Genomic DNA, 24,163 nt, shown 5'->3' with positions numbered 1-24,163 from the left:
TCGAGAACTGACCCACCCTCAGGTTATGTTTCGTGGGTTAGGCTTGGGTCAAGGCATGGCCGGCCTCCTTGGTTTTCCTGGCTGCTGCGGCTGAGCTTGCCTTGAAGCGGAAGCTGTCGTTTCCGGTCTCCAGGATGTGGCAGCGGTGGGTGAGGCGATCGAGCAGCGCGGTGGTCATTTTGGCATCGCCGAAGACGGTGGCCCATTCGCTGAAGCTCAGGTTGGTGGTGATGACAACGCTGGTGCGCTCATAGAGCTTGCTCAGAAGGTGGAAGAGCAGCGCACCGCCTGAAGCGCTGAACGGCAAGTAGCCCAGTTCGTCCAGGATCACGAGATCGAGCCGGGTCAATCCCTCCGCGATCTGGCCCGCCTTGCCCTTGGTTTTCTCCTGCTCGAGGGCATTGACGAGTTCGATGGTGGAGAAGAAGCGGACCTTCCGGCGGTGGTGTTCGATGGCCTGGATGCCCAGGGCGGTTGCGACATGGGTCTTGCCGGTGCCCGGCCCGCCGATCAGCACGACATTCTGCGCGCCGTCGATGAACTCGCAGCGGTGGAGCTGGCGCACCGTGACCTCGTTGATCTCGCTGGCAGCGAAGTCGAAGCCCGAGAGATCCTTGTAGGCCGGGAAGCGCGCGGCCTTCATGTGATAGGCAATGGAGCGCACTTCGCGTTCCGCCAGTTCGGCCTTCAGCAGCTGGGACAGGATCGGCACGGCTGTCTCGAATGCCGGCGCCCCCTGTTCGATCAGGTCGGTGACGGCCTGGGCCATGCCGTGCATCTTCAGGCTGCGGAGCATGATGACGATGGCGCCGCTGGCGGGATCATGACGCATGGCGGTCTCCGATCTGCGCCCGCAGGTCGTCATAGCGTTCGACATTGGCCTTCGGCTCATGGCGCAGGATCAGCGCCTCCGGTGTGTCGATGTTCGGGCCGCCGGTCGTCTTGCCATCGATCAGCCTGTGCAGGAGATTCAACACATGGGTCTTGGTCGCGACGCCTTCGGCCAGGGCCATTTCCACAGCAACCAGCACAGCCTGTTCATCATGCTGCAGGACCAGCGCCAGGATATCGACCATCTCGCGATCGCCACCGGGTCGTCGCAGCATCTGGTCCTGCAACTGTCGGAAGGCCGCGGGCAGTTCCGCGAAGGGCGCACCGTTCCTGAGGGCACCCGGCTTGCGCTGGATGACGGCCAGATAATGCCGCCAGTCATAGATCGTGCGAGGCGGCAGGTGATGGGACCGCTGGATCACCCGCCCATGTTCGCACAGGATCTGTCCCTCGGCGGCAACCACCAGCCGATCCGGGTAGACCCTGAGGCTGACAGGACGGTTGGCAAAGGACGCCGGCACGCTGTAGCGGTTGCGCTCGAAGCTGATCAGGCAGGTGGGTGAGACACGCTTGCTCCGCTCGACGAAGCCGTCGAAGGCAGGCGGCAGCGGCATCAGCGCGGCCTGTTCTTCGGCCCAGGCGTCGGCGACGGTTCCGGGCAGAACCCCGTGCGGGATCTCGCGCCACAACTCCAGGCAGCGCCGTTCCAGCCAGGCGTTCAGCGCCGCCAGGTCAGGAAAGTTCGGCATCGGCTGCCACAAACGAGGCCGGGCATCCTGAACGTTCTTCTCGACCTGTCCCTTCTCCCATCCCGCGGCAGGATTGCAGAACTCCGGCTCGAAGACATAGTGGTTGGTCATGGCGAGGAAGCGGATGTTGACCTGCCGTTCCTTGCCGCGGCCAACGCGGTCAACCGCTGTCTTCATGTTATCGTAGATGCCGCGACCCGGCACGCCGCCAAAGACGCGGAACCCGTGCCAATGGGCATCGAACAGCATCTCGTGGGTTTGCAGCAGATAGGCCCGAACCAGGAAGGCCCGGCTGTGTGCCAGCTTGATGTGGGCGACCTGAAGCTTCGTGCGCTCCCCGCCCAGAACCGCGTAGTCCTCGCTCCAATCGAACTGGAACGCCTCGCCCGGACGAAAGACCAAGGGGACGAAGGTGCCGCGGCCCGTCGTCTGCTGCTCGCGCTGCCGGTCCATCCGCCATTGCCGGGCGAAGGCCGCGACAAGGCCGCGACCCGGCCGTAGGAGCCGGTGAAGCCGAGCGCCACGAGGTCGGCATGGAGTTGCTTCAGCGTCCGGCGCTGCTTGCGTGACTTGCCGGCTTCCGTCTTCAGCCACGCCGCCAGCTTCTCGGAAAACGGATCGAGCTTGCTCGGCCGATCAGGCGTCGCGAACCTCGGCTCGATGGTCCCAGCGCTCAGATACTTCCTGATGGTGTTGCGCGACAGGCCGGTCCGCCGTGCGATCTCCCGGATCGGCAGCTTCTCCCGCAACGCCATGCGTCGGATGATGTTCAAAAGTCCCATGTGGATCACTCCATTACCCCCGCCGCGCTCCGCTTTGGGGAAGGTTCACATGGGTCAGTTCTCAGTGGAAATTACGCCCCTACCCGGGTCAGTTCCGGGTGGAAATCAACAGGATTATCGCCAACGAATAACAGGAAAACACTGGACAGAGAATTATGATTCCTAGATATAGGAATAATGGAATCTAATCGCGCCACGCTCGCCTTTTCTACCCTCGGCCATCCCGGGCGCCTAGCCGTCTTTCGGCTGCTGATGCGCTTCGCCCCGCGCGGCGTGCGTCCGACCGAGATCGCGCAGGCACTGAAGCTGAAGCCGAACACGCTCTCTCACCATCTCTCTGACCTTGTGGCCTCGGGGCTGGTGCAGGTCGAGCGGCAAGGACGATCGCTGTTCTATTATGTGGATCTCGACGCGACCGAGGGGCTGATCGGCTACCTGGCCCTCCACGTGGGGCGCGCCCGGCCGGACCTCATGCCGCCGCTTCTTCCTGCCCGCAAGGAGACCCCGCCCATGCGCGATACCGGCTACAACGTGTTGTTCATCTGTTCGGGCAACTCCGCCCGCTCGATCTTTGCCGAGGCGCTCTTGCGCGATCTCGGCAAGAGCAGGTTTAACGCCTGTTCGGCCGGAACGCGGCCGGGAAGCCAGCTCAATCCCTTCGCCTTGGAGGTGCTGACCCGCAACGGTCACGACATCTCGCGGCTGCGATCAAAGCATATTTCCGAGTTTCAGGAGCCCGGCGCTCCGGTGATGGATTTCGTCTTCACCGTTTGCGACACCGCGGCGGCCGAGGAATGCCCGCCTTGGCCGGGGCAGCCGATCACCGGTCACTGGGGCCTGCCTGATCCGGTGAAGGCGACCGGCACGAATGCCGAGAAGGCGCTTGCCTTTTCCCGGACCTATGGCGCGCTGTGCCGCCGGATCGAGGCTTTCGTGGAACTGCCCATCGCCTCGCTGGACCGGCTCGCACTGCAGACGCGTGTGGATCAGATCGGCTCGGACACCCTGAACCACGTGGAGGGTTGAGCGGATGACCCGGATTGCCCTGAACGGCTTGGGCCGGATCGGAAAGCTCGTCCTGCGGGACCTGATCGACAGTGGCGCAGGTGGCGAGATCGTACTGCTGAACGACCCCGCCGGCGACGCCGAACAGCACGCCCTACTAATGGAGTTCGACAGCGTTCATGGCCGCTGGCGCACCCCTGTTTCCCATGAGAACGACGCCCTGGTGCTCAACGGGACCCACATTCGCCTGACCCATGAGAAGACCATCGAGGCCCTGCCGCTGGGGGACCTGGGCGTCGATTTGGTGATCGACTGCACTGGGGTCTTCAAGACCGCGGCCAGGGTCGCGCCCTACTACGCGGCCGGGGTGAAGAAGGTCGTGGTCAGTGCCCCCGTCAAGGATGGCGGCGCGCTGAACCTCGTCTATGGGGTGAACCATGACCTCTACGATCCGGCCGTGCATGACCTCATCACCGCGGCCTCCTGCACGACGAACTGCCTCGCCCCGGTGGTCAAGGTGATCCACGAGGCCATCGGCATCCGCCACGGCTCGATCACCACCATCCATGACGTGACGAACACCCAGACAATCGTGGATCGCCCGGCCAGGGACATGCGCCGGGCCCGCTCGGCGCTGCTGAACCTGATCCCGACCACGACGGGCAGCGCCACGGCGATCACGCTGATCTATCCGGAACTCAAAGGCAGGCTGAATGGCCACGCCGTGCGGGTGCCGCTGCTCAACGCCTCGCTGACCGACTGCGTCTTCGAGGTCGAGCGTCCGACCACGGCCGAGGAGGTCAATGCCCTGTTCCGGGCCGCCGCCGAGGGCCCGCTGAAGGGCATCCTCGGCTATGAGGCGCGGCCGCTGGTCTCGTCGGACTTCACCAACGATCCCCGCTCGGCGATCGTGGACGGCCCCTCGACCATGGTGGTGAACGGCACCCAGGTGAAGATCTACGCCTGGTATGACAACGAATGGGGTTACGCCTGCCGTCTTGGCGACATCGCGCGCATGGTCGCGCAGAGCGTGAAGGCCACATTGTGAACACCCTTGCCGCCGCCAACCCGCTGCGTGCCTATGCCGCGGTGACCGCCGCCTACTGGGCGTTCATGCTGTCGGACGGCGCGCTCAGGATGCTGGTGCTGCTGCATTTCAACACGCTTGGCTTCACGCCGGTGCAACTGGCCTGGCTGTTCCTGCTCTACGAGGTGGCGGGGATCGTCACCAATCTCGGGGCCGGATGGTTGGCGGCCCGGTTCGGGCTGGCCGCCACCCTTTATGGCGGACTTGTGCTGCAGGTCGGGGCGCTGGTGGCACTGGGCCAGCTTGATCCGGCCTGGAGCATCCCCGCCTCGGTCGCCTTCGTGATGGCGGTGCAGGGGGTGTCGGGGGTGGCCAAGGATCTGGCCAAGATGTCTTCGAAATCGGCCGTCAAGCTGCTCGCCCCGGCAGAAGACGGCGGCCTCTTCCGCTGGGTCGCGGCGCTGACCGGCTCGAAGAACGCCGTGAAGGGGCTGGGCTTCTTTCTCGGCGCCGCGCTACTGGCACTGGCCGGGTTCCAGGCCGCGGTCTGGGGCATGGCAGCGGGATTGACCCTGATCCTGATCGCGGTGGTCCTGTTCCTGCCGCCCGGCCTGCCGGGCCGGATGAAATCCTCCGAGGCCTGGAGCGGCTGGCGATCGAAAGACCCCCGCGTGAACCGGCTCTCGCTGGCCCGGATGTTCCTGTTCGGCGCTCGCGACGTGTGGTTCGTGGTCGGCATTCCGGTCTATTTCCAGGCCGTTCTGTCGGACGGCACGCCCGAGGGCCGGCGCGCAGCCTTCTTCCTCGTCGGCGGCTTCATGGCGCTCTGGATCATCCTTTATGGCGCGGTGCAGGCCGCGGCCCCGCGCATTCTCGGGGGCAAGCGCCAGTCCGAGGCCGCGACCACGGCCAAGGCAATCCGCTGGTCAGGCCTGCTGGTGCCGATCCCCTTTGCCCTGGCGGCGGTGGCACTGGTTGCGGGCGGCCCGGCGCCCTGGCTAACGGTCACGCTGGTCCTCGGCCTGCTGCTCTTCGGCTTCGTCTTCGCGGTGAACTCCTCGGTCCATTCCTACCTGATCCTCGCCTTCGGGGCGGCCGAGCGGATCACCCGGGACGTCGGCTTCTACTACATGGCGAATGCCGCGGGGCGGCTGATCGGGACGCTTCTGTCGGGCGTCAGCTTCCAGCTGGGCGGGCTGCCGCTCTGCCTCGCCACTGCAGGGGCAATGGCGCTGTGCAGCTGGTTGGCTGCCCGCAGACTCGACTCCGCCTGAGCAGGAAAAGCGCCAACGTAGCCATCACGCCGATGCCCGCCGTCAGCTAGATCGCTTACAGCCCCCAGCCGGACAGTGCAGCTTGCTGGTGTCCAGACTCTGAACCAGCCTTTCGACTGATAGGACCCGGGTGAGGAGATGGCCGGAAGATCCCATTAACGTCCAAGATAATTGCCCCGCATGGGTTCGGCCTCAAAGGGTCGTGACCCACGCAGCTATTCGGGAACTGCTGCTCCAAGGTCGTGTTCGTTCTGAGCTTTCCCGGAGACCGCTTCATGCGCCTGGCCATACTCTGTGGGACTGCCACGCTCGCCTTTGCAGCCTGGGCCGAGGCTCAGGACGCACGATCCTGGCAATCGCCCGACTGCACCACCCTGGAAGCGGGAAGCCTCGAGGCTGCACTGATGGATTGCAGCCCGCCGGGAACGCCATTGCAGGACGAAGTTGCCGGCGGGGAGCCTTCACCGCTTCCGGCTCCTACGGGCACCGTGACGACGGTCGACGTCGAGCCGGATACCGGAACAAGGATGTCCCCTGCGCAACCGCAGGAACCTGTTCTCAGCCATCTCGCGGAGGGGCAGGGGGCCAAGTTGCCCGATGGGGGCGGCCCTTCGGACGTGTCGCGGTCCTCGAGCGCGCGCCCTGCTGAGCCCGCTGGCATGATCGCGGAACTTGATCCCAAGAGCTACGAGCTGTTGCAATCCATCGCGCGTGCGGCGGGGGTTTCTCAAGTCCTGGATCGAAACGTCGGGGCTCGCCAGGAAGAGAGAAACCAACGCGAAGGTCGCGCGAAGGATCGTGACCGCAAAGAGGGCAAGCGAGCCGGACTGAAGGTCCCGAAGGGGCACCGCCCGCCCCCCGGCTCCTGCCGGATCTGGTATCCGGACCGCCCACCGGGCCACCAGCCGCCCCCCACGTCCTGCAATGTGAAGGTGCCCAGGGGCGCGGTGCTCGTGCGCTGATCTCAACGCCAGCACCGGTCTGAACGTGGAGGCCGAAGGTCTCGGAAAAGTAGGTCCAGGGCCCCGCGCTTTCCTGCGATCTGGCCAGGAGTCCTGATTGATCGGGCCGACTGCGGTCAAGCGTGGTCAGGGCTTCCGGTATCAGCGCGTGCACAGCCGACGCGGCCCGGAATAGGGCTGAAAGGTACAGTCTGACGCACGAAACGACCGATAGGCCGCCGAACAGGCGCGCAGATCGCACTGTGCGCGTTCGGCCATGTCTGGTGCCGTGCGCTGCACCTGAGCGGCCTGCGGGGCAGGTGTACCTTCCAGGGCTGCGGTGACGGTCCGCCGGAAGATCTCTGCCGGAAGACTGCCTCCGGTGACGCGGTCCATGGGCGAGTTGTCGTCATTTCCAACCCAGACGCCGACGATGAGTCCGCGCCCGCGCACAAGGCCGATGAACCACGCATCGCGGCTGTCCTGGCTCGTTCCGGTCTTGCCCAGGATATCGAGCCCCTCGATCGCGGCAGCACGTCCCGTCCCCTCCTCGACGGCCGCACGCAACAGCGCGAGCATGGACCCCTGCGTCCGGCTGAGGCTCATCTGCTCGCGCTCGTTGATCGCGGTGATGCTCAGGGCATCGCTGCTTTCGCTCAGCCGCAGCGTCTCGATGCCGGTGGCCCGGACCGGGACACGGCCCCGGAGCAATCCGGCGAAGGCTTCGGTCATGTCGAGCAGGGTCACCTCCGAGGTGCCCAGTGCCAGCGAGGGTGTCGGCCGGAGTTCGGCCTCGATCCCGAACATTCGTGCCACTTCGGCCACCTTCCCGATGCCGACCTCCTGGGCCAGCCGGACAGTAGCGAGATTGTAGGAATGGGCGAAGGCCTGGCGCAACGTGACGGTGCCATGGCTCCTTCGGTCGAAGTTCTCGGGCTTCCAGTCGCCGATGGTGATGGGGTCGTCCGAGATCCGGGTGTCCGGCTGGGCACCCATGGCCAGCGCCGCCATGTAGACGAACAGCTTGAAGGTAGAGCCTGGCTGACGCTTCGCATCGGCGGCACGGTTGAACTGGCTGGCCTTGTAGTCGAGCCCCCCGACCATGGCGCGCACCCGCCCGTCCGGGGTCATGATTACAAGGGCCGCTTGTGTGGCCCCCGCTGCCGCCCCGCGTTCGGCCATGACCTCACGGACGATCCGCTCGGCGCTGGCCTGGAGCCGCGGATTGAGGCTGGCCGTGGCTGACAGGCCCCCGCCGGATTGTCCCTTGAGCGTCTCCAGTTCCTTGAGCACCCAGTCCGCAAAGTAGCTGCCGGCACGGCTGGGCAGCGGTTTGGGTTCAAGGGCCGCCAGACCCTTCACCGCCTGGTCGCGCGTAGCTGCGTCGATGCGGCCCTGCTCCACCATGAGCCTCAGGACCAGTGTTGCCCGCTCCCGGGCCGCGGCCAGGTTCGAAAGGGGGTTCACCTGCGAGGGCAGCTGGATCGATGCGGCAAGCAGGGCGGCCTCGGGCAGGCTCAGCTCGCCGACGTCCTTGTCGAAATAGGTATGGGCCGCTGCCGGCATCCCATGAGCGCCCGAACCGAGGTAGACCGCATTGAGGTAAAGCTCGAGGATGCGCTCCTTGCCCAGTTGCCGCTCCAGCATCCCTGCCAGAACGGCCTCCTGAAGCTTCCGCGCATAGGTGCGCTCCGGCTTCAGATAAAGGACCTTCACCAGCTGCTGGGAGATGGTGCTGCCGCCCTGCACGACGTCGCCTGCTCGGGTGTTGCGCAGCAGGGCGCGTGCGATTGCGCGCAGATCGACACCGGTATGCTCGAGGAAGCGCCGATCCTCGATGGCGAGCACGGCCTCACCCAGATGCGGGGGCATCTCGTCCAGGGCGACATAGGGGGCGCGATAGGCGCCCTGCGAAGTCAGCGTTTCCCCATTCGCAAGCTGCACGGCAATCGTCGGCTCGGGCAAGGGCGGCAGGACATCGGCCAGAGGCAGATCCCGCATGGTCATCCACATCGCGAAAGCCATGGCGCCCCCTCCGACCAGGAGCAGACCGAGCGACCAGAGGGTGAGCCGCCAGCCGAAACGGATCACCCGCACGCCACGCGCCCCCGCGGTTCGCATGCGGTGCCATCGCGTTTGGAGGGATGAGGCGGAAACCGCTGACCTTCTATTGACCGCGAGCCTCGATGCAGCTGCGGAGAACCCGCGATCCGCCAGCGTGCGCGCTCGCATCGCAATATGGGATCCGGTGGCTGCAAGCTGCACCCGTGCTCGATGGGCAACCCACCTCCAGGCGTGTCGAGCGGTCACCTCACCTTTGTGCCGGACAGCGTGCCAGAGAGCCCGCGACGCATCGCGCACCGAGCCTTCTGACCGTTCAGCGTCCAGCGAGGGCTGCGCCACAGCTTCGCTGTGGATCGCTGCGGGAAAGTCTGGCGTGTCGGCAGGGCTCGTGCCTCCGGCAGCCGTGATCCGTGAGGTTGCAAGCTTCGGGGCACCGGAAGCCGGCTTCTCAGATTGTGGCGGTTGTTCGAACAGCTTGGAGGCCTTGGACTGTATATCGAGGGTTGATGAAGAACCTTGGCCGCGCCGGCAAGCTACTGAAATTCTTCACGACGTTGCGTCAAGCACGTGTCGCGGAGAAAGGCGCAATGGGTATACCGTAGAAGGCCATCTGCTTCGGACACCGTTGTGCGTCCGACTAGGATTGCTTTCAGTATTTTCGGACGTCAATGTGCGTGGGTCTGAACTCAAATCGTACAGACTGGCTTTTTCATGACCTCCTATGGGTATGCCCGTGTCTCCACGACGGACCAGAACCTCTCGCTGCAGGAGTCCGCTCTGCGAGCAGCCGGTTGCCAGGTGATCCGGGCGGAGAAGAAAACCGGCACCTCCCGCGAAGGCCGCTCCGAGCTCGACATCTTGCTGCAGTTCCTGCGAGCAGGCGACACGCTCGTCATCACCCGCATCGACCGGTTGGCACGCTCCCTCAAGGACCTCCAGGACATCGTTCACGAGCTGAAGGCAAAGGGTGTCACGCTGAAGGCCACCGAGCAGCCCGTGGACACCGCCACCGCAGCCAGCAAGGCCTTCTTTGACATGCTGGGCGTGTTCGCCGAGTTCGAGACCAACCTGCGCCGCGAGCGGCAGATGGAAGGGATCGCCGCCGCAAAGGCCCGCGGCGTCTACAAGGGACGCAAGCCGAAGATCGATCCCGAGGAGGTGCGGCGGTTACACACCGAAGAAAGGCTCAGCCCCACCGCCATCGCACGCAGGCTCGGGATTGCACGATCGTCGGTGTATCGGTTCTTGCCGGAGAGCGGTTCGGCTTGATCCTAGGCGAAGGTGCGCCACTTGGGGGGCATTCGTAAGGGCAGTACAGATCTTCCTCCCCGTTCGAAAGCAGATCAAGCTGAATTACGGACATACCTGCAGAGTCTGCCCGCAACCCTCGGTTCCGGACAGCCAGTCTTTGCAACAATGCATTACCCTGCCGATCCGTGCCTCAGCGGCCACGGCTGGACATGTTGATCAACACTATCGATGATCCCGCTCCAGGATTGGGCGCCGCTCGGTCCATTGACCGGCAGTCCGGCGCCGGGACTCTCGGCAGCCTTGGTCGCAAGCACAGGAGACCATGATGAAGCTCTACTACAAGCCAGGCGCCTGCTCCTTGGCGTCACATATCGTGCTGCATGAACTCGGGTTGCCGCACGAGGTCGAGAAGGTGGACACCGCCGCCAAGAGGACCGAGAGCGGCCAGGATTACACGTCCATCAATGCGAAGGGGGTCGTTCCTGCGCTTGAGCTTGACGGCGGAGAGATCCTGACCGAGGGGCCGGCGATCCTGCAATACCTGGCCGACAGTGCCGGCAACGAAGCCTTGGCCCCGAAGCCCGGCACGATCGAACGTGCGCGGGTGCAGGAAGTCCTGAACTTCACCGGCACAAGCCTGCACGCGGCATTCAAGCCGCTCTTCAAACCCGGCAGCGACGAGACAGTCAAGGCGAGCGCCCGTGAGAGTGTGGCCAGTAACATGGAGTGGCTCGAGGGACTGCTGTCGGACGGCCGTCCGTTCCTGACCGGCAGCAACTTCACCGTTGCCGACGCTTACGCCTTCGTCGTGGCCAGCTGGGCGCCCCGCGTTGGCGTGGCTTTGGACCGCTGGCCGAACATCCATTTATTCGTGCAAAGGGTGGCTGAGCGACCGGCAGCCGCTAGGGCCATGAAGACGGAAGGGCTGATCTGAGGTCTGATGCATTTCCATTGCAGGAAATTGAAGATGCGGCGGATCCGGCACAGGAGGGCTATTGGCGCAACGGGGCGGAACGCCAAAGGCACTGCAGTCGAGGCCCTGTTCTTCAACAAGCCTCGCTCCATGCAGGACAAACCTTGTGCGAGCGGACGTCTGCAGCTTTCGCCCAACGCAAACGTGCCCGAATTCCGTCGCTGCAAAGACCGGTCTGACAGCATTCGTTTTGCGAGCGATTCATCCGAGCCGGAGGGGACGGCCAAGTACCCCATCCACGCGGTATCAGGGCATCTGGATGGCGATGATCTTCGGGCGGCCAGTCGCCCCATAGCCCGCGGGAGGGTCGGCCGATGACTCCGGTATGGGTACCGGATCCGGCACGGATTGAAAGCGCCGCCCTGTCGCGGCTGTTGCGGCATTCGGGGCGGCAGGACTTCGACGCCCTGCGCGACTTCGCCTTGGCCGATATGGAGGGCTACTGGCGACATGTTGTTGCCGACCTCGGCCTCCGCTTCCGCCGCCCTTTCCGGCAGGTCATGGACCTGAGGGGCGGGGTGGAGTGGGCGCGCTGGTTCGAGGGCGGTGCGCTAAACTTCACCGACATCCTGCTCGCGCCGGAGGGTGCGAAGGACGGTGACCTGGCGCTTGTCGAGTTGTCGGAATCCGGCGCGCGGCGCGACATCACCCGTGCCGAGCTTTGTCGCGAAGTAGAGGCGGCGATGTCCAGGCTGGCCTCACTTGGGGTAGGCAAGGGCGATCGCGTAGCAATGCTGCTTCCCAACATCGCCGAAGCCGCCGTCGTGATGGTTGCCACCGCACGGATCGGCGCGATCATCGTGCCGCTTTATTCCGCTTTCGGACCCGAGGCGATCGCGACGCGGATCAATGCGGCCGGCGCCAGGGTGCTGATCAGTTGCGATGGCTGGGTCCGCGGCGGCAAGACCATCCGCACCGTCGGCACCCTCGCCGCGATCGCCGTGGCTTGTCCCGGCCTTGAAACGGTGGCCGTGTTCGACAGCCTGGGCGAGGGGGCGCCGGAAGGAACCTGCGACTGGGCAAGCCTTCCCGGCGATCGCGTCGTGGAGGCGCCCGCGTTGGACCCTAACACGCCCTGGATGATCATGTTCACCTCGGGGACCACCGGCATGCCGAAAGGCACCGTCCATATCCATGGCGGCTTCCCGTTCCGTGTGGCGCATGATACCGCCTACCAGGTCGACTTCCGCCCTGGCGACCGCCTGATGTGGTACAGCGACATGGGCTGGATGGTCGGCCCCTGGCAGATCTGCGCGCCGCTGATGCTGGGCGGATCACTGGTCCTCTACAACGGCGGACCAACCTCGCCCGACGCGCTCGAGCTTTTGCGTGTGGCGAAGGCTGCGGATGTCAGCCATTTCGGCACTGCGCCCACGATGCTGCGCGTCATGAGGGCAGCCGTGTCGGAACTGCCAGCCGAGCTGGGCGGCAACTTCCGCACCATCATCACTGCGGGCGAGGTGATCGACGAACCCACTTTCCTGTGGGCATTCCAGCAGATCGGCCATCAGCGGACCCCGATCATCAACCTGACCGGCGGTACCGAGATCTCGGGCGGGATCCTCTCGAACATCGTGCTGCGCCCGATCTATCCGGTTGGCTTCAACTCTGTCGTCACCGACGTGGACGCTGCGGTAGTCTACGACGGAAACGAGACCGCGCCGGGAGAGGTCGGAGAGCTGGTCCTGCGCCGCCCGATGGTGGGGTTGACGGTCGGGCTCTGGCAGGACTCGAACCGCTTCATCGAAAGCTACTGGTCGCAGCGTCCGGGTCTTTGGAGCCACGGCGACCTTGTCGTCCGCCACGCGAACGGCGTCTGGGAACTGCGGGGCCGCAGCGATGATGTGCTGAAAATCTCGGGTCGCCGCGTCGGCCCCTCCGAGATCGAGGAAGCCGCGCTGTCGGACAGCCGCGTCGTCGCCGCGGCGGCGATCGGCGTGCCCGACGCGAAGAGCGGCCAAGCCGTGGTGCTGCTTGTCGTCCCGAGGCCCGAGGTTCCCGACGACGGCACCATGGCCGAGGCACTTCGCGAGCATGTCGCGCGCAAGCTCGGTGCGGGGCTGCGCCCGCGCGAGGTGCTGATCGTCCCCGAGCTTCCGCGCACCCGCAATGGTAAGATCCTGCGCCGCCTCGCGCGGCAGGTAGTTCTTGGTGAACCGCTCGGCGATCTCACCACCCTCGAGAACCCGGCCTCACTGGAAAGCTTGCGCGCGGCTACCGAGGCCGCAAGACTGGGTCCCTGACCCGATCACGAAAGAAGAAACCATGACCGACTGGCATCGCCATTATACGAAGCTGAAGCTCGAGATGCTCGATGGCGGCATCCTGCAGATCACCTTCGACCGGCCCGAGGCGATGAACTCGATCGATCGGGAAACCCATACGGAGATCACCCGCATCTGGCGCGACATCGACGACGCGCCCGAGGTCGAGGCGGTGGTTGTCACCGGTGCAGGCCGGGCGTTTTCGGCAGGCGGCGACTTCGGCTGGGTCGAGAATCTGATGAACGATCATGCCGAGCGCGTCTCGTCCTGGCGCGAGACGCGGGATCTGGTCTACAACATCATCAACTGCCGCAAGCCGGTGATCTCGGCGATCAACGGACCTGCCGCGGGCGCGGGGCTGGTGGTCGGGCTTCTGGCCGACATCTCCGTCGTCTCCAAGACCGCGAAGCTGGTCGACGGCCATACCCGGCTCGGCGTGGCGGCGGGTGACGCGGCGGCGATCATCTGGCCGCTGCTTTGCGGCATGGCCAAGGCCAAGTATTACCTGATGACCTGCCGCCCCATCACCGGCGAGGAAGCCGAGCGTATCGGTCTTGTCTCGCTGGCCGTCGAGCCCGACCAGGTGCTGCCGACCGCGCTGGAGATCGCGGCGGAACTCGCCAATGGTGCCACCGACGCCATCGCCTGGACCAAATACGCCATGAACAACTGGCTCCGCAGTGCGGGGCCCACCTTCGACACCTCGACTGCGCTCGAGATGCTGGGCTTTGCAGGCCCGGAGGTGCGCGAGGGCGTGGCCTCACACCGGGAGAAGCGCCCGCCGAACTTCCGGGGTACTCGCGTCCAGAAAGGCAAAGATGAACCTCGGGCTTGACGGCAAGACCGTCCTCATCACCGGGGCAACTGGCGCCATCGGCAGCAGGGTCGCAGACCGTTTCGCTGTCGAGGGGGCAGGGCTCATCCTCGTCGCCCGAGATGCGGCGAAGCTCGCCGCGCAGGCGGAGCGGCTGAAGCAGGTGCACGGCGGGGAATGCCGCACGATCGCTGCAGACCTCGCCACAGAGGCCGGCATCGTCGCGGTAACGGGGTCGTGCGGGCGCATCGACATCCTGGTGAACAATGCCGGCGCCATTCCCGCGGGGAACTTGCTCGACATCTCGATGGAAACCTGGCGCAGGGCTTGGGACCTGAAGGTCTTCGGCTACATCGCCCTGACCAGGCATTTCCTGAAGGCCATGTCCGAGGCGGGTGGCGGTGCCATCGTCAACACGATCGGCAGCGCCGGCGAGAGCCCGGATTTCGACTATGTTTGCGGCTCGACCGGAAACGCGGCGCTGATGGCCTTCACCCGTGCGGTTGGGGGGCGCAGCCTGGACATGGGCGTGCGCGTGGTCGGCATCAATCCGGGCGCGGTCGAGACCGAGCGGCTGCGAAAGTTGCTTTCGGGCCGCGCGGCGGAAACCTATGGCGATCCCGGAGAGTATCGTCGGTTTTTCGACCGGTACCCGGCCGGCCGGCCGGCCGAGGCGGACGAAGTGGCCGACCTGATTGCCTTCGTTGCCTCGACAAGGGGCGCCTATCTGTCGGGCACGATCTTCACCATCGATGGTGGCATGGCTTCACGCCGTTCGCTCTGAGGAAGGTAGACTGGTACGAAGATTCCCGTCGTGCGGCCAGGCAGAGGCGAGTAGGGCGTCCGGACCTAGGAGGACATGAGGTTGTCGCCCCGATCACATGGTAGGATCGATTCGACGGCGTCCTTCCGGCCAGAGAGAGCCGCCAGGAGGTAGCCGCCGGCGAGAGCGTTCGAGTGGGGTTTGCCTGCCGGCTGAATAGTGCTTGGCGGCCTGCCAGACGCAAGCATTCAGGCACTCATAATAGCAATAGTGCTACCTATTCCTAAGCCTTGAAAGCATATCTCCCGTTTTGAGCAGTGTACCGGCTTCCAGCGCCTGCAGCCATTGTGCAAGCGTATTTTCGGCAAGCATGTGAGGTTTGTCCTGTGAAGAGGGAATGGCGATGGTGTCTTCCTGTGGTAGGAGAACCGGCATTGGTACGGGAATAACGTATCAAGATGTTGACACGCTTTTGACCATGGATTATTCTTGGGATGGTCCTGTGCCACTCGGCACGGGATGAAGGCAGTTGCATCGGGGAGGATGTGGTTTGCTCAAGAAAATTGGAACGCACGTGTTCGCGGCCAGCCTTGTGCTCGGGGTCAGCCCGAGCCTGGCGGAAGACATCAGCATCAAGATCGGCGTGCTGAACGATCAGTCGGGGATCTACTCCGACCTGGCAGGCATGGGCTCGGTCGTCGCTGCCCGCATGGCGGTCGAGGATTTCGACGGCGCCTCGAAGGGCATCAATGTCGAGGTGCTGGCGGCAGATCACCAGAACAAGCCGGACGTCGGCAGCAATATCGCGCGCAACTGGTTCGACCAGCAGGGCGTCGATGTCATCTCGGACATACCGGGATCGGCGATCGCCTTGGCGGTCAGCGATCTGGCCCGCGAAAAGGGCCGCATCCACCTGAACTCGGGGGCCGGCACGGCGGAGCTTACCGGCGCCAAGTGCTCGCCCAACACCGTGCACTGGACCTATGACACCTGGGCGCTGGCCAACGGAACGGCGCGGGCCATGGTCCAGCAGGGCGGCGACAGCTGGTTCTTCATTTCGGCGGATTACGCCTTCGGCAAGGCCATGCAGCAGGATGCCTCCGCCGTCGTTGAAGCTTCGGGCGGGACAGTTGTCGGGTCCGCGAGCCATCCGCTCGGCACCAGCGACTTTGCCTCTTTTCTGCTGCAGGCCCAATCCTCCGGTGCCAAGGTGATTGGCCTGGCGAATGGGGGTGGCGACATGATCAGCGCCGTCAAGCAGGCGGCCGAGTTCGGCATCATGCAGGGCGGCCAGTCCGTCGCCGCGCTGGTGGCCTTCATCACCGACGTCCATTCCCTCGGGCTGCAAACGGCGCAGGGACTGGTGCTGACCGAAGCCTTCTACTGGGATCAGAGCGACGAAAGCAGGGCCTGGTCCCAGCGGTTCGCCGAAGCGCACGGGGGTCGGATGCCGACGCAGGTTCATGCCGGGGTCTACTCCTCGATCATGCACTACCTCGAGGCGGTCGAGGCGGCCGGCACCAAGGACGCCTCGGCGGTGATGGCAAAGATGAAGGAAACGCCCATCGACGATCCGCTGTTCGGCAAGGGCGAGATCCGCGCCGATGGACGCGCGATCCACGACATGTACCTGTTCCGCGTGAAGTCGCCGGAAAAATCGACGGGCGAATGGGACTTGTACGAGACGGTCGCGACGATCCCGGCGGCCGAGGCGTTCCGTCCGCTCTCCGAAGGCGGCTGCCCTCTGGTGCAGTGAAGCCTGCACGAACAAGGGGAAGCGGCGGGCAGGCGCTTCCTTCCTGTGCTGCAGCCTATTAGCCCTTGAGGATCACGTTATGCAGACGCTTGGAATGATGCTGGAGACCACGGCGCGCTGGTTCCCGGACAAGCCCTTCCTCCTCTTCGAGGGCGAAAGTATAACCTATGCCGAGTTCAACCGCCGGACCGCCCGGCTGGCGGGCCTGCTGAGCAGCCTTGGCGTGGGGAAGGGGACGCCTGTCGGTCTTTACCTGCCCAGCACGCCCGAGGTCGCGGTCACCTATCACGCCTGTCAGAAGATCGGTGCCATCGCGCTGCCGATCAGCGACAGCTACAAGTCGTCGGAAGTCGAGACATTGGGCCGAAAGACCCGCATGCCGGTGCTGATCTGCCGGAGTGAAGGCGTGCCGGTCGTGGACGCCGTGCGCGGCTCACTGCCCGACCTCCAGTATGTGCTCGTGTCCGGCGGGGACGCCCCGGACTGGGGGACCGCGCTGCGCGACGAACTGCCGAAGTGGCCGGATGTCTTCGAACCCGTGCCGGTCGATCCCGAGGACGTCGCCGCGATCTTCTTCACTTCGGGAACCACCGGATTGCCGAAGGGTGCGATGCAGACGCACCGCGCGATCTATCACGCGATTCGGGACACTCATTCGCATCACAGGATGCGCTGGCAGCAGGAGCGCTTCCTATGCGCGGTGCCGCTGTTCAACAATTTCGGCGCGACGGTCATGCTGAATGGCTGCCTGTACGCAGCCGGCACCCTGATCCTGAACGGGAAGTGGGACACGGCCGCGATCCTGTCGCTGATGACTGAGCACCGCGCGACCTTCTTCGCCGGGACGCCGACCATGTTCTCCTATCTGCTGGAAGGGCATGATCCGGCGCGCCACGACACGAGCGGCCTGCGGCTGTGCATGGCGGGGGGGGCGCCGCTGCCGCCCGATGTCCAGGCGCGCTTCGAGACGACCTTCGGAGTGCCGTTGGTGAATGCCTACGGGGCGAGCGAACTCTGCGGCATCTGCACAACCGAGGCGCCCGAAGGCCGGCGCAAGCCCGGCTCGGTCGGCAGGCCGATGGGCAGTGCGACGATCTCGATCCTGGACGATGCGGGCAACCCGCAGCCGGCTGGGCAGCCGGGCGAGATCTGCGTGGCTGGGGATCTGCTCGGGGCGGGATACTGGCAGGACGCCGCGGCGACGGCTGCCGCCTTCACCAGCCACGGCTGGCGAAGCGGGGACATCGGCATGCTCGACGAGGACGGGTTCCTCTACATGCTGGACCGTAAGAAGGACGTCATCATCACCGGCGGCTCGAACATCTTCCCCGCCGAGGTCGAGGCCGTCCTGGCAGCGCACCCCGCGGTCGCCCTGGTGTCGGTGGTCGCGGTGCCGGACGCCGTCAAGGGTGAACTGGCGATAGGATGCATCGTCATCCGCGAGGGTGCCGAGATTTCCGGCGAAACGCTGCTATCCTTCTGCCGGGATCGTCTGGCCTCGTACAAGGTTCCCCGGCGAATCGAGTTCTTCGACAGCTTCCCTCTGGGTCCGACAGGAAAGATCCTGAAGCGGGAAATCGTGGAAAGCCTCGCATCCAGGCAGGGCGAAGCGCGTAAGGATTCCGCTCGAGCCTCTTGATCGGGGACGGGGGCGGCCCCGTTCGCCGGGGTCCGGCTGACTGCCTCGGGCAAGATCGGGAACGGGGCTCCTGCGGTCAGTCGCCCTCCGCTTCGCCCTGCCCTCCCTCAAGCACGACGAAGTTGTGCCGCAGCCTCTCAAGGTAGTGCATCGCGGCGATGAGGTCCGAGGTCGAGAAATCTGCCAGCGAGGCCTGGTAGAACTCGTTGATCTGCGGCTGCATCTCGGCCCATCTCTGCAATCCCTCGCCGGTCAGGCAGATGAAACGCGAGCGCTTGTCGCGCACGTCCACCGTCCGGGCGATCAGGCCGCGGGACTCGAGCCGTGACAGCACGCCGGTCAGGTTCTGGCGGCTGACCATGAGCAGGGCGGCAAGATCACCGACCGAAATCCCTCCTTCGCTCCGCGGGTCGGCCAATGCGCCCAGAATCGCCCACTGCTGCGTGGTCACGCCGTGATCTTCGAGCGCACGGTTGCCGGTTTTGTTCAGCAGGTTGGCGGTCTGGTACAGCCGGAAGAACAGCCGGTTGCGCAGGCCAGCAGTCAGCGCATCGATGGCGGCAGTGTCCTGGGTCGGCGGGGCAGGGCGGCTGTTCATGCGAAGCTCCGAGGGTATCCGAGAATGGTAGAGAAAGCGAACTTATCAGTAAACATATTGACACAAATGGTGCTGACTGGCAAATACTCTTAGAAAGAGAATCAACGCACCTTTCCACGCTGCACGGCTGTAAATCAAAGCCTCGCAGCTTGCATTCGGTGCAGAGCGAATAGGGTTGAGGAACATCATGCGCGGACTCAAGGATAAAGTTGTTGTCGTAACTGGCGGAGGTGGCGGCATCGGCTCGGCCACCTGCGAGCGGTTCGGCGAGGAAGGCGCGCTTGTCGTGGTCGCTGACATCAAGGCGGATGCTGCGCAGGCGGTGGTTGACCGGATCACGGCGGCCGGCGGCAAGGCGTCCCCCATGGTCGTCGATCTCACCGATGCAGAGGCCGTGCGCGTCGCGGTCGAGAAGGTCGAGGCCGAGATCGGACCGATCGACGTGCTTGTCAACAATGCGGGCTGGGATTCGTTCGTCACGTTCCTGAAGTCCGAACCGGACTACTGGTCGAAGCTGATCGACATCAACCTGAAGTCGGTGCTGAACATCACTCATCCGGTGGTGGCGAGGATGGCAGAACGCAAGTCTGGCCGGGTGGTCAGCGTGGCGTCGGACGCAGCGCGCGTGGGCTCGTCTGGCGAATCCGTCTATGCTGCCTGCAAGGCCGGCGTGATCGCATTTTCCAAGACGCTGGCGCGGGAACACGCGCGGCAGGGGCTGACCTTCAACTGCGTCTGCCCCGGCGTCACCGACACGCCGATGCTCGACAGCTTCATGGAAGCTGCGGGCAACAAGGACAAGCTGCGCGACGCCTTTACCAAGGCCGTGCCACTGGGACGGCTCGGGCGCCCCGAGGATCTGCCGGGCGCGATCCTGTTCTTTGCCTCCGACGACGCCTCGTTCATCACCGGCCAAGTGATCTCGGTGTCCGGCGGCCTGACGATGCACGGTTAACGGAGGAACCATCATGGACTATACCGACATCCTGTACGAGAACCGCAACGGCGCGGCCTGGATCACCATCAACCGCGCCGACAAGTACAACGCCTTCCGCGGCCACACCGTCGATGAACTGATCGACGCTTTCCAGAAGGCGGGCTGGGACCGCGAGGTCGGCGTGATCGTCCTGACCGGCGCGGGCGACAAGGCCTTCTGCACCGGCGGCGACCAGTCGGCCCATGACGGCCAGTATGACGGGCGCGGCGTGATCGGCCTGCCCATCGACGAGTTGCAGTCCCTGATCCGCGACGTGCCGAAGCCCGTCATCGCGCGGGTCAACGGCTTCGCCATCGGCGGCGGCAACGTGCTGGCGACGATCTGCGACCTGACCATCGCGTCCGACACCGCGCAGTTTGGGCAGGTCGGCCCCAAGGTCGGCTCGGTCGATCCCGGCTTCGGCACCGCTTATCTGGCCCGCGTCGTGGGCGAAAAGCGCGCCCGCGAGATCTGGTACCTGAACAAGCGCTATACCGCGCAGCAGGCGCTGGACTGGGGCCTTGCGAACGCCGTCGTCCCTGCCGAGGAGCTGGACGCCGAGGTGGACCGCTGGGTGGCCGAACTGATGGACCGCTCGCCCACCGCGCTGGCGATGGCGAAAGTGTCCTTCAACGCCGATACCGAAAGCATCCGCGGCATCTCGGCTATGGGGATGCGGGCGCTGTCGCTTTATTACGACACCGACGAGTCCAAGGAAGGCGGCGTCGCCTTCAAGGAAAAGCGCAAGCCCGACTTCCGCAAGCACGTCGCCCGCAAGGGCTGAGTCCAGCGTGGACTGCCCCCGCCGGGCGGTCCCCTTTTTCGATCTGCCGGGGGTGAGGCTTATGTCCAAGACCGTTTTCGACACCGAGGAACTGGATCAGATCCGCGATCTCGCGCGCCGCTTTGCGCAGGACCGCGTCGCGCCGGGCTACCAGGCCCGCGAGAGGGCGGGCCGCATGGACATGGACCTTGTGCGCGAGATGGGCAGCCTCGGGCTGATCGCCCCGGAACTGCCCGAGGACTTCGGCGGCATGGGCGCGGGCACGATCTATGCCGGCGCCATCGTCGAGGAAATCGGCCGCGCTGATTTCACCTTCGGCTACGTGCCGCTTCTGGGCTCGCTGAACGGCCAGGTCCTTGCCCAATTCGCAAAGCGGGAAATCGCCCGCGAATGGCTGACAAAGCTGACGGCGGGCGAGATCATGCTGGCTATCGCCCTCACGGAACCCAAGGGCGGCTCGGACGCGGCAAACCTCGGGCTGCGGATGGAGCGCGATGGCGCGCATTACATCCTGAACGGCGAGAAGACCTCGATCTCGGCCAACCAGATCGCCGCCGGCACCATCGTCTTTGCCCGCACCGGCAAAGCCGAGGACCGTGCGCGGGGCGTGTCAGCCATCCTCGTGCCGATGGATCTGGACGGCATCAGCACGTCCAAGTTCGACAACATGGGCCAGAACTCGATCGGCCACGGCTCGATCTGGTTCGACAACGTGCGGGTGCCCGCGGAAAACCTGCTGGGAGAGGAAGGCCGGGGCTTTGCCCAGGTCATGCAGGGCTTCGACTTTTCGCGCAGCCTGATCGGGTTGCAATGTGTGGGCACCGCGCAGCAGTCGCTTGACGAGACCTGGGCCTATATCGGCGAGCGCCGCGCATTCGGAAAGCCGCTCGGCGCCTTCCAAGGCGTCAGCCACCAGCTTGCGGACTTCGAGACGAAGCTGGCTGGCGCGCGGCTTCTGTCGATGAACGCGCTGTGGCTCAAGGACAACAACCTTCCACACACCGCCGAGGCCGCCATGACCAAGTGGTGGCCGCCACTGCTGGCCTATGAGGCGATCCACGCTTGCCTGCTGATCCACGGTCACGCGGGCTATGCGGGCGACCTGCCCTTCGCGCAGCGGCTCAAGGACGTGCTGGGGCTGCAGATCGGCGACGGCACCGCGCATATCATGAAGAACATCATCGCGCGGGAACGCGCTGGACGGGACGCGGTCACCGGCTGAGGAGAGCCGAAAGCCGCACACTGCAAGGGGGGACTACCAATGAAGTTCGACGCTATCCTGATCGAGCCGCGCCGCGAGGCTATGGTCCGCGCCGGCCACTGGCGCAACAAGACCGTCAACGACTATTTCGACGAGGTGCTGGCCGAGAAGCCAGACCAGCTGGCGCTAAGCTCGATCAGCGTGTCTGATGGACAGCGGTGTGACTTCACCTGGGTGGAATTGGACCGTGCCGCCAACCGCGTGGCGGTGGGCTTGACGCGGCTTGGCGTGGAACGCGACGACGTGGTGACCTGCCAGCTTCCCAATAGCTGGCAGTTCGTGGCGACCTATCTCGGCTGCGCGCGGATCGGGGCGGTCTTCAACCCGGTGATGCCGATCTTCCGCGAACATGAACTGCTGTTCATGCTGCGCCACGGCGAGTCCAAGGTCTTCATCGTCCCCACGGTGTTTCGCAACTTCGACCACGAGGCGATGGCCGAGGGGATGAAGCCCCAACTTCCCGATCTGCAGCACATCGTTGTCAATAACGGTGCGGGCGAAAACAGCTTCGACGCGCTGCTGGCCGACCCCGCCTTTGACGCTGACCCCGAGTTGCAGCGGATCGTGACCGCCAACCGCCCCGGTCCCGACGACGTCAACCAGCTGATCTACACCAGCGGCACGACGGGCGAGCCCAAGGGCGTGATGCACACCTCGAACACCATGTATTCCAACCTCATTCCCTATTCGGAACGCCTGGGGCTGACGGCGGATGACGTGATCGCCATGGCCTCGCCCATGGCCCACCAGACGGGGTTCATGTACGGTCTGCTGATGCCGATCTACCTCAAGGCGCGGTCGATCCTGTTCGACACCTGGGACAAGCGGCTGAAGGGACAGATGGTGCAGGACGACCGCATCACCTTCACCATGGCCTCGACCCCCTTCCTGATGGACCTCACGAACGCCGTCGATGAAAACAAGTTCGACAGCAGCTCTCTGCGGATCTTCCTGTGCGCCGGGGCGCCGATCCCCGGCCCGGTCGTTGAACGCGCGCGGCAGGTGATGACCGGCACCAAGGTGGTCTCGGCCTGGGGCATGACCGAGAACGGCGCGCTGACCGTGGTGGACCCTTCCGACGACGACGAGCGCTCGATCAACACGGATGGCTTCCCGCTTCCGGGTGTCGAGATCCAGATCCGCGACGATGACGGGAACGTCTGCCCTCCGGGCCAGGCGGGGGAACTGTTCGTCCGTGCCTGTTCTAACTTCGGCGGCTATCTCAAGCGCCCGCTGCTGAACGCGACCGATGACAATGGCTGGTTCGATACCGGCGACATCGCACGCATGGACGAGCGCGGCTATATCCGCATTGCAGGCCGGTCCAAGGACATCATCATCCGCGGTGCCGAGAACATCCCCGTCTTCGAGGTCGAGGGCGTCCTGTTCAGGCACCCGGCGATCCACCAGGTCGCCATCGTCGCCTACCCCGACGACCGGCTGGGCGAACGCGCCTGCGCCTTCGTCACGCTGAAACCGGACGCGAGCTTCGATTTCGACGAGATGCGGCGCCACTTGGGCGAACACAAGCTGGCGATCCAGTACTGGCCCGAGCGGCTGGAGATCCGCGAGAGCCTGCCGGCCACCGCATCCGGCAAGATCCAGAAATTCGCGCTGCGCAAGATGCTGCACGAGGAGCTTGATCGCGCATGACCGAGGCACATCTTGCAAACCGTATTGCCGCAGTGAGCGGCGCGGGAGGTCCCATGGGCCGGGCCGTGATCGATCGGCTGGTCGCGGATGGGATCGCCGGGCTCGCGCTCACCGACATCTCGGGGCGCCGGCTGGAGGAGACGGTGGTCGCGCTGGACGGGTCAGGGGTGAAGGTCGCCAGCCTGCGCGGCGACGTGACCCGCGCCGGCGAGGCCGGGGCCTTTGCCGAGGCCGCGCTGGCGCTGGGGCAGGTGGACATCCTCGTCAACCTCGTGGGCGGGCTGCGCTCGCCCCGGCTCTACACGCCCTTCCTCGAGATGACCGAGGAGCAGTGGCGCGCGACGATGGACCTGAACCTGATGCCGGGCTTCCACCTGATCCAAGCCTTCGCACCGGGGATGCTGGAACGCGGCTGGGGTCGCATCGTCAACGTGGCCAGCATCGTCTTCGGCGGCGAGGCGGGACAGGCGGATTACGCGGCCGGCAAGGCCGCCGTCGCCTCGCTGACCCGCAGTCTCGCAGCCGAGTTCGCCCCCGCCGTGACGGTCAACTGCGTGGCACCGGGACTGACCCGTACCTCGGTCACCCAGAATATCCCGCCTGAGGAGGCCGAGCGGCTGGTCGCCCAAGGCATGATCCGCCGCATGGCCGAGCCAGAGGAGACCTCGGCCGCGATCGCCTTCTTCCTGCGCGACGACTCGCGGTTCCTGACCGGCGAGATGCTCTCGGTATCCGGGGGCATCCGCCCCCATCTCTGA

At 65.1% G+C, this 24,163-nt stretch carries 19 protein-coding genes and 1 pseudogene; 16 read left to right on the top strand and 4 right to left on the bottom strand.

Going from position 1 to position 24,163, the window contains the following annotated elements; translation table 11 throughout:
* Positions 1 to 37 precede the first annotated feature (37 nt).
* Positions 38 to 832 (bottom strand): IS21-like element helper ATPase IstB, encoded by a 795-nt coding sequence (gene istB / locus JGR78_RS16625; protein ID WP_200559304.1) that lies wholly within the window; start codon positions 830 to 832, stop codon positions 38 to 40.
* Positions 822 to 2,362, bottom strand: a pseudogene (gene istA / locus JGR78_RS16620) (IS21 family transposase). Before istA ends, istB begins: the two are co-directional and overlap by 11 nt.
* A gap of 177 nt (positions 2,363 to 2,539) precedes the next feature.
* On the opposite strand from istA, the gene JGR78_RS16615 reads away from it, so the two are divergent.
* The 4 genes from JGR78_RS16615 (at position 2,540) to JGR78_RS16600 (ending at position 6,630) form a co-directional block, all read left to right on the top strand.
* On the top strand, positions 2,540 to 3,388 hold the full coding sequence (locus JGR78_RS16615; protein ID WP_182805652.1) for a helix-turn-helix domain-containing protein: 849 nt from the start codon (positions 2,540 to 2,542) through the stop codon (positions 3,386 to 3,388).
* A 4-nt stretch (positions 3,389 to 3,392) separates the two neighbouring features.
* Positions 3,393 to 4,415 (top strand): ArsJ-associated glyceraldehyde-3-phosphate dehydrogenase, encoded by a 1,023-nt coding sequence (locus JGR78_RS16610; protein ID WP_182805650.1) that lies wholly within the window; start codon positions 3,393 to 3,395, stop codon positions 4,413 to 4,415.
* Complete coding sequence (gene arsJ, locus JGR78_RS16605) at positions 4,412 to 5,668, top strand: organoarsenical effux MFS transporter ArsJ (RefSeq protein ID WP_256435081.1); 1,257 nt, start codon at positions 4,412 to 4,414, stop codon at positions 5,666 to 5,668. Before JGR78_RS16610 ends, arsJ begins: the two co-directional genes overlap by 4 nt.
* A 242-nt stretch (positions 5,669 to 5,910) precedes the next feature.
* A complete protein-coding gene (locus JGR78_RS16600) occupies positions 5,911 to 6,630 on the top strand; it encodes a hypothetical protein (RefSeq protein ID WP_182805645.1) in 720 nt (239 codons plus the stop codon).
* A 141-nt stretch (positions 6,631 to 6,771) separates the two neighbouring features.
* Here the strand turns inward: JGR78_RS16600 and JGR78_RS16595 are convergent, their stop codons facing one another.
* Positions 6,772 to 8,706: a PBP1A family penicillin-binding protein gene (locus tag JGR78_RS16595; RefSeq protein ID WP_234450980.1), complete on the bottom strand. Its 1,935-nt coding sequence runs from the start codon at positions 8,704 to 8,706 to the stop codon at positions 6,772 to 6,774.
* A 678-nt stretch (positions 8,707 to 9,384) separates the two neighbouring features.
* Here JGR78_RS16595 and JGR78_RS16590 point away from each other — a divergent pair.
* The 7 genes from JGR78_RS16590 to JGR78_RS16560 all read left to right on the top strand — a co-directional run bounded on the left by JGR78_RS16590 (position 9,385) and on the right by JGR78_RS16560 (position 18,133).
* The gene (locus JGR78_RS16590; RefSeq protein ID WP_182805643.1) at positions 9,385 to 9,942 is read left to right on the top strand and encodes a recombinase family protein; all 558 of its coding nucleotides are present in this window, start codon (positions 9,385 to 9,387) and stop codon (positions 9,940 to 9,942) included.
* 307 nt (positions 9,943 to 10,249) lie between these two features.
* Entirely contained in the window at positions 10,250 to 10,858 is a 609-nt protein-coding gene (gene gstA / locus JGR78_RS16585; protein ID WP_182805656.1) for a glutathione transferase GstA, read from the top strand.
* Positions 10,859 to 11,211: 353 nt separating this feature from the next.
* Positions 11,212 to 13,140, top strand: a complete 1,929-nt coding sequence (locus tag JGR78_RS16580) for an AMP-binding protein (protein ID WP_182805641.1) — start codon at positions 11,212 to 11,214, stop codon at positions 13,138 to 13,140.
* 22 nt (positions 13,141 to 13,162) lie between these two features.
* Positions 13,163 to 13,996, top strand: coding sequence for an enoyl-CoA hydratase/isomerase family protein (locus JGR78_RS16575; protein ID WP_182805639.1), 834 nt, complete (start codon positions 13,163 to 13,165; stop codon positions 13,994 to 13,996).
* Complete coding sequence (locus tag JGR78_RS16570) at positions 13,980 to 14,759, top strand: short-chain dehydrogenase/reductase (RefSeq protein WP_182805637.1); 780 nt, start codon at positions 13,980 to 13,982, stop codon at positions 14,757 to 14,759. The genes JGR78_RS16575 and JGR78_RS16570 overlap by 17 nt, the downstream gene beginning before the upstream one ends.
* A gap of 508 nt (positions 14,760 to 15,267) precedes the next feature.
* Complete coding sequence (locus JGR78_RS16565; protein WP_255434958.1) at positions 15,268 to 16,494, top strand: ABC transporter substrate-binding protein; 1,227 nt, start codon at positions 15,268 to 15,270, stop codon at positions 16,492 to 16,494.
* A gap of 79 nt (positions 16,495 to 16,573) precedes the next feature.
* A complete protein-coding gene (locus JGR78_RS16560; protein ID WP_182805635.1) occupies positions 16,574 to 18,133 on the top strand; it encodes a class I adenylate-forming enzyme family protein in 1,560 nt (519 codons plus the stop codon).
* A gap of 76 nt (positions 18,134 to 18,209) precedes the next feature.
* Here the strand turns inward: JGR78_RS16560 and JGR78_RS16555 are convergent, their stop codons facing one another.
* Positions 18,210 to 18,731, bottom strand: a complete 522-nt coding sequence (locus JGR78_RS16555) for a MarR family winged helix-turn-helix transcriptional regulator (protein WP_182793325.1) — start codon at positions 18,729 to 18,731, stop codon at positions 18,210 to 18,212.
* Positions 18,732 to 18,918: 187 nt separating this feature from the next.
* Between JGR78_RS16555 and JGR78_RS16550 the strand changes: the two genes are divergently transcribed.
* From JGR78_RS16550 to JGR78_RS16530, 5 genes are all read left to right on the top strand, one after another.
* Positions 18,919 to 19,686 carry an SDR family NAD(P)-dependent oxidoreductase gene (locus tag JGR78_RS16550; RefSeq protein ID WP_182805633.1) on the top strand — a complete coding sequence of 256 codons (768 nt, stop codon included), beginning with the start codon at positions 18,919 to 18,921 and terminating at the stop codon, positions 19,684 to 19,686.
* 13 nt (positions 19,687 to 19,699) lie between these two features.
* Positions 19,700 to 20,491 (top strand): enoyl-CoA hydratase-related protein, encoded by a 792-nt coding sequence (locus JGR78_RS16545; protein ID WP_182793323.1) that lies wholly within the window; start codon positions 19,700 to 19,702, stop codon positions 20,489 to 20,491.
* A gap of 61 nt (positions 20,492 to 20,552) precedes the next feature.
* The gene (locus JGR78_RS16540) at positions 20,553 to 21,713 is read left to right on the top strand and encodes an acyl-CoA dehydrogenase family protein (protein WP_182793322.1); all 1,161 of its coding nucleotides are present in this window, start codon (positions 20,553 to 20,555) and stop codon (positions 21,711 to 21,713) included.
* A 39-nt stretch (positions 21,714 to 21,752) separates the two neighbouring features.
* Entirely contained in the window at positions 21,753 to 23,405 is a 1,653-nt protein-coding gene (gene aliA, locus JGR78_RS16535; protein WP_182793321.1) for a cyclohexanecarboxylate-CoA ligase, read from the top strand.
* Positions 23,402 to 24,163, top strand: coding sequence for an SDR family NAD(P)-dependent oxidoreductase (locus tag JGR78_RS16530; protein ID WP_182805631.1), 762 nt, complete (start codon positions 23,402 to 23,404; stop codon positions 24,161 to 24,163). Before aliA ends, JGR78_RS16530 begins: the two co-directional genes overlap by 4 nt.

The organism is Paracoccus sp. MC1862, from assembly GCF_016617715.1.
Taxonomy (GTDB): Bacteria; Pseudomonadota; Alphaproteobacteria; order Rhodobacterales; family Rhodobacteraceae; genus Paracoccus.
The sequence above is the reverse complement of the archived record's forward strand: the minus strand, read 5'-3'. Positions and strand labels throughout refer to the sequence as shown.